Raw genomic sequence first — 15,403 nt, 5'->3', positions numbered from 1 at the left:
TAGCCGTATGTAATTAATACAAAGCTTTTATACCATCAATGTCGTCTTGTAACGGCCAGTCTTTATCATTAAAACCCTTTGTCCTCATAACAGATATGGAATTATTCTTTGTTTGAGTGTGATCAAGACCTAAAGCATGCCCTACTTCATGAACTGCAGTTTCCCTTCTACGAGTTTGATCTAATCCCTTCCATGATTTATACATTGTTATGTTTGATAAAGTAGAGGAACCATTACGATGAGTAGCATATGCATCACCATAATTACTATTTACATAATCAACATTAACATTTCCACTAACCGAGACCTCTTTAGTAAACTTAACTTTATTAGTTGAATGCCACGCAGTAAATCCTCTTAGAATATCTTGCTTATAACCCATATCAATTAGCTCTTGACTAATATTGTAATACAAATCTAAATTATCCTTCTTTTTAAATCCTAGTAATTGATAAGCATCAGCTGTAATTGGTAGAGATACAACACAAAGTAATAGCATAATTAAAAAGCCTTTAAATTTCCACTTCATTTTACCAACTCCCCTTTATTTTTACATTCATGGAACTAACACACATAAATTATAAACATAATAAAATACAATATAAAGGGTAATTTGGTATCATTTTACTTTTATACTAAAGATATAAGAAGAACTCCCTTTGTCCCATCTTCCAGAGATAATATATATATACTTGCCTTTTTCGTTCGGTACAGAAATACTATTATCTTCCACTATTACTTTTTCGCTTTCATCGTTATTCATCCATTTCTCAACTTCTACTTTTTCAGGTTGTTTCTTAAAATTGATTTTTATTTTACTTTGAGGGGATACTGAAAAAGGGACAATTTTATTATTATCAAGAATTTCTGGTGGTGAAATTTTATCAACACATTCAGTGCCAGTTATTTTTTTCCAACAATAAGAACCTTGTACTATTGTTATCTTATTATTTCCTGACAATACAATTGGCTTAGGGGGACCAGCATTAAGTAACATGATAATCAACACAAATACGATAATAAATAAAGTAATTATACTTATCTTTATGCCTTTCATATAAACCCTCCAAACTAGTATTCTGAAATTAAGAAAAAGTCTTATATTCCGTTTATCAACTTATTTTACCATATAATTATTTTTTTGTAATTTAAATGCATATGAAGAAGCAAGGAGCCGACTGAACGAGATAAGGTTTGTGATTTGGTAATTTAGTTATTTCTGCTTCATGGATATTCATACTATGGAAAAATGTTGATATGAACGGGCTTATTGATTCTTTTAATGACCTAAAGGAAAATGATGAAAAGATTATTGGTAGATTAAGTACTGCTGCTACAGTTTTAGCTGTTGGGGTAGCAATTCTGAATAATGTTAGAACTAGAATTGTAAACGAAAATTAGAAAAAAAGATTTTAGACGCCACATTCTCGGTATAGAAGAAGATTAAGGGGAATTTTTCTAAGTGTCGTATATCGTGATCAGTACATACGGTCCAAAGCTGGATTACTTAAGAATGACAAGATTTTCAAGAATACGGATTTGGGATTAAATTTATCTTACAGGTGTATCACTTAGGTGATACTGAAAATGCATAATAAAGCTGTTTAATTTCGTTTAAATGCAATAACCACCTCCCTAAATTTCCTCGATAATTCCACAGAAATTTTATCGAACGAACATTCAAAACTAGTTACTATCCAAAAATCGCTTAGAAGCGGCTTTTAAATACTAACTTCAACACATCTGAAAATTTTCAAGCTGCTGAATCACAAATACGTGATACTGATATGGCTAAAGAAATGATGCTCTTCATTAAAAATAATATCATAACAAAAGCATCATAATTGTTATTAACTCAAGCAAATCAAGTTCCAAATAATATTTTATAATTGTTGAGGTAGAATGTAAGGATTTTTTTACATTCAATTGATAATTACACTAAATGTTGAACTACATATTCTAATCTAACCAAGTATTACCTCAGTCAGGAATTTGTAATTTTGAACTCCCCTTTTAACACCTCACATAAAACTATAGTAAAAATGGAATAGAATAAGTTTTTAAGAAAAATTGATGCATAATAAAAATCAGCTACTCCGATAAGGAATAGCCGACTTTTTATTTGAAGCTTTAAAGGTATAAGAGCAGTTAAATCAAACCTACACAAGATATTACATGCTTTGAGGTGGAATGATGCCTGTTACAAGTAAAATAAAGAACACCAAACCAATGAGGAAAAATATGAACGAGGCTTTAAACATGGGACCAAGTTTTACCTGGAATCGTTCTCGCTCATGAATGATTCCTGTTTGTGCACTGACCTGAGATGCATAAAGCCTAGACATGGCTCCACCACTGCTGGAAAAATAGAATGTGCCTAACGTAAAGGCAACACCAGTGAAAAACATCACTTCTATAAATCGAACAGAGAACATTGTGGCAATCCAATAGGTTAACGCTATCTCCACAATCCAGGCAATAACCATCATAATAAAGTGTTTCCAACGCATTTTTAAGAGCTCCCTTCCTTGTTCTTTTACTAGTTTTACGCATGTCTATTGGGAAAAGTTCCATTTTTCTAAATATATTGTCAATAAGAGATTAAGAAATCCCTTTTTTAAGAACATAAACTATAAAACGGTGTTATTTCCAGCACACAAAAAGACCAGAAACTCTCGAAAAACAGAGTCCTGGTCTTTTTGTGAAAAGTGAAACTTACTAGTTTGCTTTAGTTTTTGTATTCTACTATTACAGTAGTCGTGTCAGCTTTGCAAAGGTTACAGGTTTTTGAAGGAATTTTGAAAAAAATTAACCCTTCACGTTTATCATACTTCTGTTATTCTTTGAACCGTTTAAAGTTAAACTCCTTCAAAAATACGATACCGCAAAAAACAAGCAAAGTAGCAATAATCGTTTTCTTGTATAGAGAAGCAACATCCCTACATAAAGTACGAATTTGCTAGCTTAACGCTTCTTGCGTAAACTCGTGAACAATAGATAAATAACGATGAACAGGGCGAGGATTCCTAATGCTTTATAAAGATATAAGGCAATGTTTGCTTTACGTTGATACGTATATTCTCCATCATTCACCGCTTTAAGGTATGCTCCTTTGTCAACTTGTACCGCGATGGCGACCTTTGTATCGGTTCCCTTTATCGCAAAGTACTTGGTTCCTTTTGGATATGCATTTGAAAAATTGCCTCCATGTTGCTCCATATCTGAATACTTCGTTACCTTCCCTATTTCATTCTCAACTGCATGCACTTTCTCCTCCGTTACCTCATATATATAACCATCCCAAACTACGAAAGGATAGACCCAAGTTGTTGCGACAGTGTTCACAGGTATTATTACGAGACATACTATACAAAACAAAAACTTCCGCAGATAGCCCTTCATCACATCACCCTTTCCATCATCTTACATATTAGACTTAGCCTAGCAGAAAAAGTTACACTGCCATTTCGATTGACTTCTGTTTAGGTGAATGCTAAATTTACTAAAGTAGTAATTTACTAAATTACTAAATTCAAATAACAAGGAGTGCTTAACAATGAAAATTCCAACACATTTAAAACATAAACCTGTAATCGTTGCTGAAAACTATGCCAATATCGATGGGCGTACAGCTTATCAAACTGATACACAAGGACTTTCACTTGGGTTGGCACAATGGAATGATCGAGGAAAGGTTGATATTTCTGCGAAGGTTTGGCGACATACAGGTGGCAAATGGTCACGTCAGTCGGAAGAACTACCCCTCCATCGTGTGCTTGACCTCGCTATTCTAGTATGTGAGACACAACTTTATTTTAAGGATGCATACCGCTACGAGCACTTATATGATGAAGCAAACCCTGTTATTAATCGAGTAGGCTTACAAGGTGATGCTATGACTGTGGAAGTATGCACAGAAAATGAACAAATTAAAGAGGATATTCAGCTTTTTCAGCAAGCATTAAATAATGATGGTGAGCTAATCGGTGAACGCCTTCGCTCACTATCACGAATCTTAAAAGAAATGGGTTATTAAAACTCAAGAGGATTTTAACGATGAATGAACAAATGTTACAGGATGATAAAAAACTACGAAAGGCCTTTTTTAATTTCTTAATCCCGGTGATGCTAGCGAATGTACTGCAATCTGTCGGCCAAGTATTTGCGATGTTTATCGTCGGGCGCAATTTAGGTGTCGATGCACTCGCTGCCATTTCCGCATTTTTCCCGTTTTTCTTCTTTTTAATGGCCTTCGCAATTGGCATAGGTTCGGGAAGCTCTATTTTAGTTGGGCAAACGTTTGGGGCTGGTCATCATGAAAAGATGAAAGAGGTAGTTGGGGTAACCCTTGCCTTTACTACGATTTTATCGATTATCGTGGCGCTCTTTGGCGGCTTTTTCATTGAATGGATTTTACGCTTTATGCAAACACCAGCAAATATTTTAGACATGAGTATTAGCTATGCACAAATTTTATTTTTCACATTACCCATTATGTTTTGGTATTTAGTGTATACAACCTTTATGCGCGGCGTCGGTGATTCGAAAACACCCTTTCTCTTTTTAGTAATTAGTGTGGTGTTAAATATTGCCTTCCTCCCACCGCTGGTATTCGGCTGGTTCGGATTACCCGCGTTTGGTTTAAATGGTGCTGCCTATGCTTCTGTGTTATCAAACTTAGTGACCATGATTTTATTATTAGCTTATTTGCATAAAACAAAGCATTTACTACGTTTTGATAAATCCATCTTACAGCATTTTAAATTAAAGAAGGATATTTTAACATCATTATTAAAACTAGCGATTCCATCAAGTATTAGTATGGTTGCCATCTCAGTTGCAGAAATTGCCGTTATTGGTTTTGTCAATGCCTATGGATCTGATGCCACTGCTGCTTATGGCGTTGTCAATCAGGTAGCTAGCTATGCACAAGTGCCTGCGATGAGTATTGCTATTGCTACATCCGTTTTCGTAGCACAGGCTTTAGGAGCGAATTCTACAGAAATGATTAAAAAAATTCGTCAAATGGGTGTGCGTATTAACTATCTTTTAGGTGGCGCAATCATTCTCATCATGTATCTATTTGCAGAGCCAATTTTGGCTTTCTTTATCGATTCACATGATACTGTGCTCATTGCCAAAAATTATTTATATATCGCCTTTTGGAGCTATTTAATATTTGGACATACGCAAACCGTTTCCGCTACGATGCGTGCCACTGGTGTCGTACTATGGCCGACCATCTTCTTAGTCATAACGATTTGGGTCGTGCAAGTGCCATTAGCGTACTTCTTGTCCCACCATACGTCACTCGCATTAAACGGTGTTTGGTTAGCCTATCCAATTACCTTCTGCGTCCATTTCATTATGCAATATGCCTACTTCAAGCTAGGCTGGCAAAAGCGAACATTAAAAGCGATGCTTAGCGAATAAATGACACGGGACATGCAAAAAATGCATGTCCTTTTTGTATCCAACAAAATAACCAGGCACTCAGAAATTGAGCCCTGGTCATTTTGTGAAAAGTGAATGTTACTATTTTGCTTTAGTTTTTTGTATTCTACTAATAGAGTAGTCGTATAGCATTGCGAAAAGTTACAACCAATTTAAAATTTTTTTAGTTCTTTCCTGCAAATAGTGCAAACCATCGTCAGTTGATAAAAATTGACAAACACCAAAAAGGCGTTGGTATTTATGAATAGGATGCAAATAACAATCCTTTTGTAAACTTTCATTCATCTCTCTTATCTAAGCGGCTTTTAAATGCTTAATCTTCCATTCAACACGAGAACGGCTGAACCCGCTATCGCTACTGTTTCGCGTTGGGGTGTTACGTATAAAATACCGCCCCGTTTGGAAAGCTGCTTGCTTACTAGCTGGTTTTTCAATAATTTTTCACACCAGTATGGCCCAAGTGCACCATGACTAGACCCATTAACATGATCTTCGTCAATTCCTTGTGCTGGAGAAAAAAAGCGGGATACTATATCAATGCCCTCTTCCCTCGACTTACTGGTCACACATATCCCCCTAACAGGAAATTGTTCCATCGCAGAAAAATCTGGCTCGAAATGTGCAATAAGGTCTTCATTGCTTAGTTCCACGATATAATCCAATTCGGTACTCCCTACATAGATCGGTTTACTTCCTAACCAGTCTTCCAATGCTGGAGGACACACTATTTCATCAATTGGATACGTTTTGATGGCAATTTCCACTCGCTCCTGTTGCCATCTTGCCTGCAAAGGGCCATTTGTTGATTGAAATGTGATGGTCTGATGCTTAGGCACGATCCCCTGCTGCCAAAGCAAAAAAGCACTAGCAAGGGTGCCATGACCACAAATCGGGATTTCTGTCTCTGGGGTAAACCATCTTATCGAAAAATCAAGCTGTTTGTTTTCAATAAAGACTGTTGTCGGGACAGGTACCTCCTGTGCAATTTTTTGCATCGTCTCCTCAGAAACATCTGCATCTACAAGACATATTGCTGCTGGATTCCCTTTATATAGCTCTGTTGTAAAGGTATTTATTATAGAATAGGAAATAATCGTCATCTTATTCACCTCTTCTCTCATCATAACGCAAACAAGCAAGTGCTGAATATACACACTCAAACAAATAATCATTTTATAAAATAACCACCTTTTGTCTAAGCTAACATTATAAAATACAATGGTAGAGCTTTTGAGTGGAGAAACGATGAAACCATATTTCAAAATTTTAATGATTATTGGATTGACGACCTTACTCGCTGGATGCTGGGATATTACTGAACCACAGAGAATGTACTATATTAATGCAGTAGGTGTAGACTATGAAAACGATGAATATGTTGTCTATTTACAGGTGATTAATTTTGCCGATGTTGCGAAATCGATTCAGCCCAGTGCAGATGTGGCTCCTGCGGAGGTGGGTCGTGCCACTGGCAAAACAGTAGAAGAAGCGATTTACAAATTGTATCGCTCCTCCGATCAGGAAATATTTTGGGGTCATATGAGGTTTCTTCTCTTTTCAGAGCGGGCCATGGAAAATGAACATTTTATTCCAGTCATTGATACATTGATACGTTTTCGCGATACAAGGTACCAGATTTGGGTGTACTGTACAAAAAATCCGGTAGATGAAGTGCTGCTTGTCACACCCATCCTAAGAAATTCTTTGTCCTCATCAAAATTAAGTAACCCGATTAACCCAACTGAACAAGAAACCTTTGTTGAACCCAAAAATATAAGAGATATCGTCATTGGTTTAAATGAACCAAGCCATGAAGTGACCATCCCATATGTGTCCATTAAAGAAGATTGGCAAACAGATGAGGATCGAACAGAAGAAACTTATTTTTCAGGGGTTGGTGTCCTATCAAAAGATGGCTTTAAAGGATTTTTGCAAGACAATGCAGCAAGAGGCAATCAATGGATGCATAACTATACAAATCGCGGTGAGATTACCTTCCAATTAAAAACAAATGGTCAGGAAGAATTAACCGTGAGTATTGAAAAAATTCATGTCGATGTGAAACCACATGTCAAAAAGGAAGATGTTTCATTTGAAGTCGAATTAAAAATCAATGCGACCATTAATGGCTTTAAAGGAAAAACAACGGAAAAAGAGCTGGAAAAACATATAATCACACAGGTGAAAAAGGAAATCCATGAAACCTTCAATGAAGGCTTAAAATTAGATGTTGATATCTATCGATTATCAGAGTCTCTTTATCGGGACAACGTCAAAGCATGGAAAAGGTTAGAAAAGGATGGAAAAATTCCATTAACAGAGGATTCTATCAGTAAAATTCATGTGGAAGTAGCTAAAATCAATCCAGGTCGTAAAACATTCACAGAAACTATAAAAAAAGACCGGAAGCCCTAACTTAGGGAATCTGGTCTTAAAAAATTTTTTATTTTATGAGTGAATACATATATGTATCATGTGGCATATTGTTTTGATACATATATTTTTTTAATAATCCTTCTTGTTCGAAACCTATTTTTTGCAATAGTAGCTGAGAAGCTTCATTTTCTGTAAAAACAATAGCACCAATACGTACTAAATCCATCTCTTCAAAACCATAGGAAATGGCTCTTTTCACAGCTTCCTGAGCATAGCCCTTTCCCCAATAGTCAGGAAATAGTGCGTAGCTGATTTCTGCTCTTCGATGCTCCATTGACCACTCTTGAAAGCCAAGTGTACCAATAATTCCTTCTTGTTCTTTTAATGCAATACCCCATTTAATACCACGTTTTTCGGTAAAATTGTTTGCAAAATTTTTAATGATTTGTTGCACTTGTACTAAGCTCGTTAAGGGTTGTTGCCCATAATGGCGCAAAACTTCAGGATTCGAAAAGCAATCAAGAAGAGCTTGTGCATCAGGACTCCCTAATTCTCTTAACACTAATCGTTCAGTTTGTAATATAGGAAACATAGCATACCTCTTTTATCATAGATTTGTTAAACAATTTTTTTCGACGAACTATTTCAATCTCTATTTCCATTTGATGACACTTAAAAGGACAAAGCTAATTATCATGTTCTTTTGCTTGCCTATTCCTACAAGCGCTCCTCATCTCCTTTTGCATAAAATCTTACTTCATGTCCACAATAAGTTCTAAGTCAGTCTACTTGAGGTGAGAGGTATGGAGCATTTTCCGCTAATACATACAAATTTTTGGGATGCCGTCATTGCAGTCCCTGTCGTGATGATTGTTACGCAACTAATTAAAAAATTGGGTCATATCAAACCTTTTTGGGTTCCGACCATTGCATTAATCGTCGGCTTATTCATTTCCATTTTCATCAGCCATCGCCACAACCTTCTTGCTGGGCTTTTCATGGGCTGGTTTTATGGCTACGCAGCCATTGGTAGTTACGCTTCATTGAAAACATCTTATATTACCTACAAACAAAAGAAATTCCAAAAACAGAAACATAGCGATCCATAAGAATGTAGCGATTGCAGGAATAGAGACAAAATAATATACTAATATTAACAAATTTGGGGCTACTTATTAAAGTAGCTCCTTTTTAATCAGTTTGCACAATAATCCTGTAATTTTTAATAAAGATAAGAAAGGTTGTTCAGCTATGGAAATGTTCTTTTTCTTTAGTAATTTTTATTTAATGCCCCTCTACGCTTTTTTGTTTAGCTATTACCTTATTAAGCTACTCAAAAAATTCAGTAAGGGACAATACACGACAACGACTGAATCGAGGATTGTCATAATAACCTTTATATTAATTGTTTGGAGTATTAGTTATACACTCGCAAGCAGTCAATAGCTTCATAGGTAATGAGAAGAAAAGGCACATACACACAAGGGCGATATTCGACCAATGCTATTAAACATTAGAGCCGTTTCCACATAGGCTCTATTTATTTTATAAGGGTTGAGCTGATAATAATGCTGCTTCTATGCCCTTCATGATGTTCATAGCTCCACTCGATTTATTTGAACAGACAACTACTTTGGTTGAGCAGTCAGGATAATAAGCTGAATGGAAGCACACACCTGGATCATATCCCATCACATGATATTTTAAAATAGATTGGTCACTGTTTTTCTTAATCCATACACCATACCCGTAACTATCACTTTCATTCATCTCAACATGAGGTGTTAGCAGTTGTGTTGTGACAGCTTCACTTAAAAGGTCAAAGTTCATCAGCGCGTGCCACAGCCTTGACATATCCTTCGCCGTTACAAATGCTCCTCCATCCGAACCTCCTTTTACAGGTAGGGAGTAGATATTTGTTTTCCATGTACCATCCGGGTTATCTATGTATCCTATTGCGGTATTAGATGGTAGAGAATCTAACGAGAAATAGCCCGATTCCTTCATATTCGCTGGATCAAATACATTTTTTTGAATGTAGTCAGAAAAGTTCATACCAGAAATATGCTCAATAACTAAGCCTAATAAAATATACCCGGCATTGTTGTAATGAAATCTCTCCCCTACTCTATATTTCATCGGCCGATCCTGAAATAAAGGTAAGAAATCACGTAATGTTCGAAGTTGATACATTGGATTTTCAACCCATAATTCTTCAAAATTCTCCATTTCTTCCTCATCAAAATAATCTGCAATTCCTGAAGTATGCGTTAGCAGATGTTCAATAGTAATCTGCTCATCCAAATGCTTAAAATGATGGTTTAAACAGTCACTTAGTTTACTATCCAAAGAAAGCTTTCCTTTTTCGATAAGCTGACAAATAGCAATTGCAGTAAAAAGTTTACAGCCAGATGCAATACCAAAACGCGTTTTTGTGTTATTTTCAATTTGCTCCGAGCGATTTGCATAGCCAAAGCTTTGATTGACTAAGGCAGCCTTCTCTTGATTTTCCACTAGAATTGTTCCCGAAAAATCAAGATTCTGTTGTATGTCCACTATAATATTTTGCAATTTTGTATGCATAGTCATTCCCCTTATTTATCCAAAGTAACTAAATAATAACTTCTCTTACTAAAACAATACTCTACTACTGTTACCTTGTCGAGAATATTCGCATAATTACGAGGAGAAGGCTGTGCATACTGAGGAATGGTTAAAGGGTCAATTGCTGGTATCCTATCTTTACAAGCACAGAAATTATTACTAGTGATTATTGAATTCATTATGCTTTACATTCTCTTTAATCTATTGCAAATCAAGTCGTCTTTGTTACATGTCGATTGTCTATAAAGACATGAAGCTTGCGCTGAATATACCATTCCATCACGAATAAATTTGGCACCCAACATAACCACGCGATGACGGCATAACTATACTGGAAATTTTCAAAGCCAAATAATACAGTAAATAAGGGGAGGTAGATTCGCAATGTCACTGCCGCAAAGGTTAAAGCATAATTTCTTAGCATCCATTTTTGATGTCCTTGGATGTTTCTTTGTTTAATGTTAGCCAGTGCTTGAAACATCGTGATGAGCCAGCCTATAGATAATAAAGCGAAGCCTAGCTGTGCTACCCATCCCCCAGTTGCGTGAAATGCTAAATAAAGTCCTGCCACACCACCGAACAAAATACTAACCATGTAGATGCTACCTAATCGTTTATGACGTTTCACATTTTTCTCTCTTAAGGTGGAGGACAATGTAAAAGGGCCGATTACGAGGGCTAACACACCAAAAATGATATGAATGTAAAGCATACTATACCAAAAGGAATTCAATGTAGCGCTAAGCATGAGCTTTAATTGAACAAACCCAGCCTGTTGTGCATGGAATACGATATATTGAACGACCGAATAGCCCGCTATCATTATCGCCAAGCCACTTACAATAAACCACCATTTTTTTCTCATTCTGTAGCTCCTTTCTTTTGAAACCTAATATTGCAATTGACTACGCTCTGACATAAAAATAGCCGTTACAGACTATTAGTAGTGCAGTTGTAAAGGCAGGAAAAACGCTCCACACCTGGGTATTTTTCACCTAAGCTTGTAATGTGAAACCCAATATTTTTATAAAAATGAACAGCTTCTTCGTCCGTTTCTGCATAAATCGTAGAAAATGAATAGTGTTCTTTCAAATATCGAATCATCTCACGTCCAATCCCTTCTCCACGATTCGTTGGTGATACGGCAAGATGTTTAATTTCACAGTGATTTCCATCCCTCTTTGCGATTCCGATACACCCCACCATGTCTTGCTCGATGCTATAGCCATATAACTCTCTTTCTGGACTTTCCATATATAATTGGTACTCTCTAGCTACTTTCTTGTCTGAAGTGGCGTAGGATAATAGTACTTTCACTTCGGGTTGGATATTGCTTGATTGAATTTGTTTCATAAAACGCTACCTCTCTATTCCTATCAGTAGTCATTGAATAATGTGTCAATTACTATCATGTTCTACCATTTTAATAGTCATCTATTTTATCTATACGAAACCGTTGTTTATCTAATGAATTCAGCTCCTGACCAACCGTCTCTCTCCATTAAAGCACCTCCATCTAACTACTAAATTCCTGTTACAATGATCGTAAAAATAGAAAGAAGGTGCATGATGGACCTATTGTTTGTCATTCTTATTTTTGCTGGGATGTACCAAGTTACATTCTTATCATCGAAGAGCGCCACTAAATCAAAGGGAAATGTATTTAATTTTTGTATGGCTTCCTTTGATGTGAGGGAGTCGATTGGCAAAGGAGGATAAAATAATTTATTACAATAAATAAAGATTGCACTTACTGCCAAAAGAGTTGCTATTAGTAAGCCTCTTTTCATTGTACCGTAAAGCTTCATTTTTTTTACAAATAAATGTATATTTATTTTTTATCTAACAACAATAAAGACCACTCATCACGAGCGGCCTTTAATGATGTATGTCATTCTCATTGTTTATTAGTTAACATTTTTACTACTTCTTTGATTTGCAGCTCTAATGATATTGGATCATTGCCCCAGAATAAATCTGGGTCCAGCTTGAACACTCGGTCATTTTTCACGGCGTCTAGTGACTTCCAAAGTCCCTCACTCTCACCCCATACTTCTGAGATTAAATCTCCCTGATCGATGAAAATATAATCGCCAGCATATTCAGGAATGACTTCGTACGAAACTTGTCGATAGGACTCTTTCCCAATCATTTCCTTCTGTTGTTTCGCTGGTGACTTTAATTGAAGATGTTTGTAGATGGCTTCACCACCCCTATAGCCTCCGTCACCATAAATATAAAATCCTTTATCTACTACAAAAACGCCCATAAGTGCAAAAGTATCGTCGGGTTTAATAATGTTCGCAAGCTGTGCTCGTGCTTCCTCTGCGGCCTTATCTAAATGCTTAATCCATTGCTCGGCTTCATCTTTTTTGTCCAAAGCATCGCCCAAAAGACGCATTATTTCATAAATATCACCTGAAGAGCTATAAGGGAGCGCAAGCGTAGGTGCGATTTTCTCATACTGCTGAAGAATCTTTTCATCACCCACCCAAGTGATGATTAAATCCGGTTTCAGCTGAACGATTGTCTCCAATGATCTTTCCCCAGTGGTTTCAATGCCATCAATCTGATCTTGAATTACTTTGTTCTCCAAATCCCATTGGGTAGAGCCGATTGGCTTGATACCTAACACAAGTAACTCTGGTAAATAGCCGTCTGTTACAATCCGCTTTGCTTGACGTGGTATTTCAATATCACCACGTTGTGTTTTGATTATTTTTGTAGCTGATTCTGTTGTTTCAGCTGTTTTGGAAATGTCCTTATTAGTATTGGAATCGGCGCTGTCATTGGCATTGCCACAAGCCGTCAGTATAGCGAGTAAAGCAAGAAATACTATTGATTTTAACACCTTATGTAAGTACAAGATTGTACCTCCTTGTTTGATAATGATTATCATTCGCGATGATATATTCATTATAGAGGCAGTCTTATACAAGGACAACGCCTATAAATTGGATGTTGCATAGGGAAAATTGTTGGATTTAACTTTGATTAGTGAACAATTTTACTATTACATCAAGTTGAATCTCCAAAGACAGACCATCATCAAACCAAAATTCATTAAGCTTAAGTAAGTGTAATTGGCAGCCTTGTTCATACACTAACTGTTGCCACACGGAACGCTGCATCAGTTTGGTGCGGAAAGATTCTGTATCATCAGTAGGTACGATCAAAAACATATGATTGGCCGCATACAGGGGCAAATCCTGCTCTTTAACTTTCAGATGTTTACCAGGTTGAAGTACCTCCTGTTGAATGGTCTGAGGAGCTCGTAGTCCTAATAGCTGATATAAAGTGTAGGCGGAGCGCACCGATAGATAAGGGATCAGCCATAAGTTATCGTGACTTAATTCAAAGATACCTGCTGTTGAGCCTGACTGAAGAAATGGTGTGATGACTTTTCTTGCCTCTATGGCGGACTGCTGTAGCTGCGCAATCCAATCTTCAGCCTCTTGTGTTCGCCCAAGGAGTGTCCCAAGCAGTCGCACCTCTTCAAGCTTGTCTAACTGTCCCCATGGAATAGTCAGAACAGGAGCAATTTGTTCGAGTGCTTTCATTACTTCAGGGTAGTTATAAAAATAGGTTGGTGCCACGATTAACTCCGGGGCTAGTTGATGTATCACTTCTATTTGGTCAAAAGATTCTATCTCTACTATGTTCGGCAATCGTCTGTGCAATAGCTGGGATGATTGAAGCAGCTCTCGTGTTGTAGCGAGAGGCTGAATTCCCAATGCGAGTAATGCCCCAAGAAATTGTATACTAACGATACGGTTGCTCTGCTTCCTCTTGCGAAAGCTACTAGGTGAAAGATGAACATACTTGGTGAAAGTTTTTCCCAAATACGAGCCGTCTGCAAATCCTGTTTTCAACGCAATATCCTGCAATTTGTCATTTGTTCCAAGTAGCATAAGCTTCGCTTGGTCAACCCGAATTTGATTCACATACTCAGCAAAGCTCCACCCTGTTTCCTTCTTAAACAGCGAGGAGAAATAGCTTTCGTTAAAGCCTGTCATGTTGGCCATAAAAGAACGTGTTAGCGGTGCTTCAAAATGTTGTTTGATATATGTAACAGCCTGCTGAATAGCTTGATCGTTCGTCACAAAACTGTTATCAATACTCTTTCTTTCAAAAATCGTATCGAGGAACTCGTGCAGAAGCAAATGGAGCTTAGGGGCAGCATTTAGTTTCTGCGTTTGAGAAAACTGCCCTATCAAATTTTTCAGCAGCCCTACCGCATATCGAGGAAATTCCATGACCTGCCCATGCGCAGGCAAATGGGCTGTATCAATCACATATAATAACGCTTCTTTCTCACGTTTAGCCAATCGATAACTATTAAACGAGATGCTGTAAACAGGCATAAATCCTTCGCTAGTGCTCGGGACGATATGGCTGTCCTTCTCCGGGTACAAAAGCAAGACGAATTGCCCTTTTCCTATACGACAAGTACGTTGCCCTGTTCGAATAACTATCGGTTGTGTAGGAATGATAATCATTGGAAATAACCCTGTCAGCGTAGCGGGACTCAGTGTTCCCTCGTCCGCTAGAAGTCTTAAATCCAGAAGCTCATATGTTAGCATTTTCCTAGACCCTCCCCTGTCATATATAGTGTTGAATATTATTTTAAAACAACTAAACTATAATCTACCATAAAAAATCCAAAAGGCTTTTAAAATCAATCAGCTTTGCTTATATATGGTATATTCTCGATATTTGGAATTTTTCAACAAAACCCGTTATTAATAATAAGGTGAAAGCATTGATGGGCATACTGTTAGAAGGAAATACAAGCCCAATATACTGAAAGAAATTCCTTCACCTAATAGGCAAAATGCTGATTTTGGAAGTTTATCTTTATCACTTTCATCAAACCATCCTATACAACCACCATATTTTTCAGAAGTATTTGAATTAGGTGAACGTACAGTAAGCCCAATTCTGTACGTATATAGTATCACTATATGTT

The 15,403-nt window shown here is 36.9% G+C and carries 15 protein-coding genes and 1 pseudogene; 5 read left to right on the top strand and 11 right to left on the bottom strand.

Features of this window, described 5'->3' with window-relative positions; genetic code table 11:
• Window positions 1–13 precede the first annotated feature (13 nt).
• Window positions 14–529 (bottom strand): matrixin family metalloprotease, encoded by a 516-nt coding sequence (locus NV349_RS10545; RefSeq protein ID WP_271913334.1) that lies wholly within the window; start codon window positions 527–529, stop codon window positions 14–16.
• A 90-nt stretch (window positions 530–619) separates the two neighbouring features.
• Window positions 620–1,057: a hypothetical protein gene (locus NV349_RS10540; RefSeq protein WP_036126107.1), complete on the bottom strand. Its 438-nt coding sequence runs from the start codon at window positions 1,055–1,057 to the stop codon at window positions 620–622.
• A 691-nt stretch (window positions 1,058–1,748) separates the two neighbouring features.
• Here NV349_RS10540 and NV349_RS10535 point away from each other — a divergent pair.
• Window positions 1,749–1,844 (top strand): annotated as a pseudogene (locus NV349_RS10535) (flagellin); the annotation flags it as partial.
• 327 nt (window positions 1,845–2,171) lie between these two features.
• Here NV349_RS10535 and NV349_RS10530 read toward each other — a convergent pair.
• Together NV349_RS10530 and NV349_RS10525 are read right to left on the bottom strand one after the other, a co-directional pair.
• Complete coding sequence (locus NV349_RS10530; protein WP_036126110.1) at window positions 2,172–2,510, bottom strand: hypothetical protein; 339 nt, start codon at window positions 2,508–2,510, stop codon at window positions 2,172–2,174.
• A gap of 454 nt (window positions 2,511–2,964) precedes the next feature.
• Window positions 2,965–3,267: a hypothetical protein gene (locus tag NV349_RS10525; protein ID WP_139149525.1), complete on the bottom strand. Its 303-nt coding sequence runs from the start codon at window positions 3,265–3,267 to the stop codon at window positions 2,965–2,967.
• 289 nt (window positions 3,268–3,556) lie between these two features.
• Here NV349_RS10525 and NV349_RS10520 point away from each other — a divergent pair, with 289 nt between their 5' ends.
• Window positions 3,557–4,036, top strand: coding sequence for a DUF6530 family protein (locus tag NV349_RS10520; protein WP_036126112.1), 480 nt, complete (start codon window positions 3,557–3,559; stop codon window positions 4,034–4,036).
• A 20-nt stretch (window positions 4,037–4,056) separates the two neighbouring features.
• A complete protein-coding gene (locus tag NV349_RS10515; RefSeq protein ID WP_058844454.1) occupies window positions 4,057–5,433 on the top strand; it encodes an MATE family efflux transporter in 1,377 nt (458 codons plus the stop codon).
• A gap of 326 nt (window positions 5,434–5,759) precedes the next feature.
• Here NV349_RS10515 and NV349_RS10510 read toward each other — a convergent pair whose 3' ends face one another.
• Window positions 5,760–6,554, bottom strand: coding sequence for a PhzF family phenazine biosynthesis protein (locus NV349_RS10510; RefSeq protein WP_089933641.1), 795 nt, complete (start codon window positions 6,552–6,554; stop codon window positions 5,760–5,762).
• A gap of 145 nt (window positions 6,555–6,699) precedes the next feature.
• Between NV349_RS10510 and NV349_RS10505 the strand changes: the two genes are divergently transcribed.
• Window positions 6,700–7,869: a Ger(x)C family spore germination protein gene (locus NV349_RS10505; protein ID WP_058844456.1), complete on the top strand. Its 1,170-nt coding sequence runs from the start codon at window positions 6,700–6,702 to the stop codon at window positions 7,867–7,869.
• Window positions 7,870–7,897: 28 nt separating this feature from the next.
• Here NV349_RS10505 and NV349_RS10500 read toward each other — a convergent pair whose 3' ends face one another.
• Window positions 7,898–8,422, bottom strand: coding sequence for a GNAT family N-acetyltransferase (locus NV349_RS10500; RefSeq protein WP_271913329.1), 525 nt, complete (start codon window positions 8,420–8,422; stop codon window positions 7,898–7,900).
• Window positions 8,423–8,633: 211 nt separating this feature from the next.
• Here NV349_RS10500 and NV349_RS10495 point away from each other — a divergent pair, with 211 nt between their 5' ends.
• The gene (locus NV349_RS10495; protein ID WP_089933644.1) at window positions 8,634–8,939 is read left to right on the top strand and encodes a hypothetical protein; all 306 of its coding nucleotides are present in this window, start codon (window positions 8,634–8,636) and stop codon (window positions 8,937–8,939) included.
• Window positions 8,940–9,375: 436 nt separating this feature from the next.
• On the opposite strand, the gene NV349_RS10490 is transcribed toward NV349_RS10495, so the two are convergent.
• From NV349_RS10490 to NV349_RS10470, 5 genes are all read right to left on the bottom strand, one after another.
• On the bottom strand, window positions 9,376–10,413 hold the full coding sequence (locus NV349_RS10490) for a serine hydrolase domain-containing protein (protein ID WP_271913328.1): 1,038 nt from the start codon (window positions 10,411–10,413) through the stop codon (window positions 9,376–9,378).
• Between the two features lie 232 nt (window positions 10,414–10,645).
• Window positions 10,646–11,299, bottom strand: coding sequence for a DUF2306 domain-containing protein (locus NV349_RS10485; protein ID WP_058844460.1), 654 nt, complete (start codon window positions 11,297–11,299; stop codon window positions 10,646–10,648).
• Between the two features lie 65 nt (window positions 11,300–11,364).
• Entirely contained in the window at window positions 11,365–11,787 is a 423-nt protein-coding gene (locus NV349_RS10480; protein ID WP_089933655.1) for a GNAT family N-acetyltransferase, read from the bottom strand.
• A 544-nt stretch (window positions 11,788–12,331) separates the two neighbouring features.
• Window positions 12,332–13,300, bottom strand: coding sequence for an ABC transporter substrate-binding protein (locus tag NV349_RS10475; RefSeq protein WP_271913326.1), 969 nt, complete (start codon window positions 13,298–13,300; stop codon window positions 12,332–12,334).
• Between the two features lie 118 nt (window positions 13,301–13,418).
• On the bottom strand, window positions 13,419–15,017 hold the full coding sequence (locus NV349_RS10470) for an AraC family transcriptional regulator (RefSeq protein WP_036126134.1): 1,599 nt from the start codon (window positions 15,015–15,017) through the stop codon (window positions 13,419–13,421).
• Window positions 15,018–15,403: the final 386 nt, after the last annotated feature.

It is taken from the genome of Lysinibacillus sp. OF-1, assembly GCF_028356935.1.
GTDB classification, from domain to species: domain Bacteria; phylum Bacillota; class Bacilli; order Bacillales_A; family Planococcaceae; genus Lysinibacillus; species Lysinibacillus fusiformis_D.
The sequence above is the reverse complement of the archived record's forward strand: the minus strand, read 5'-3'. Positions and strand labels throughout refer to the sequence as shown.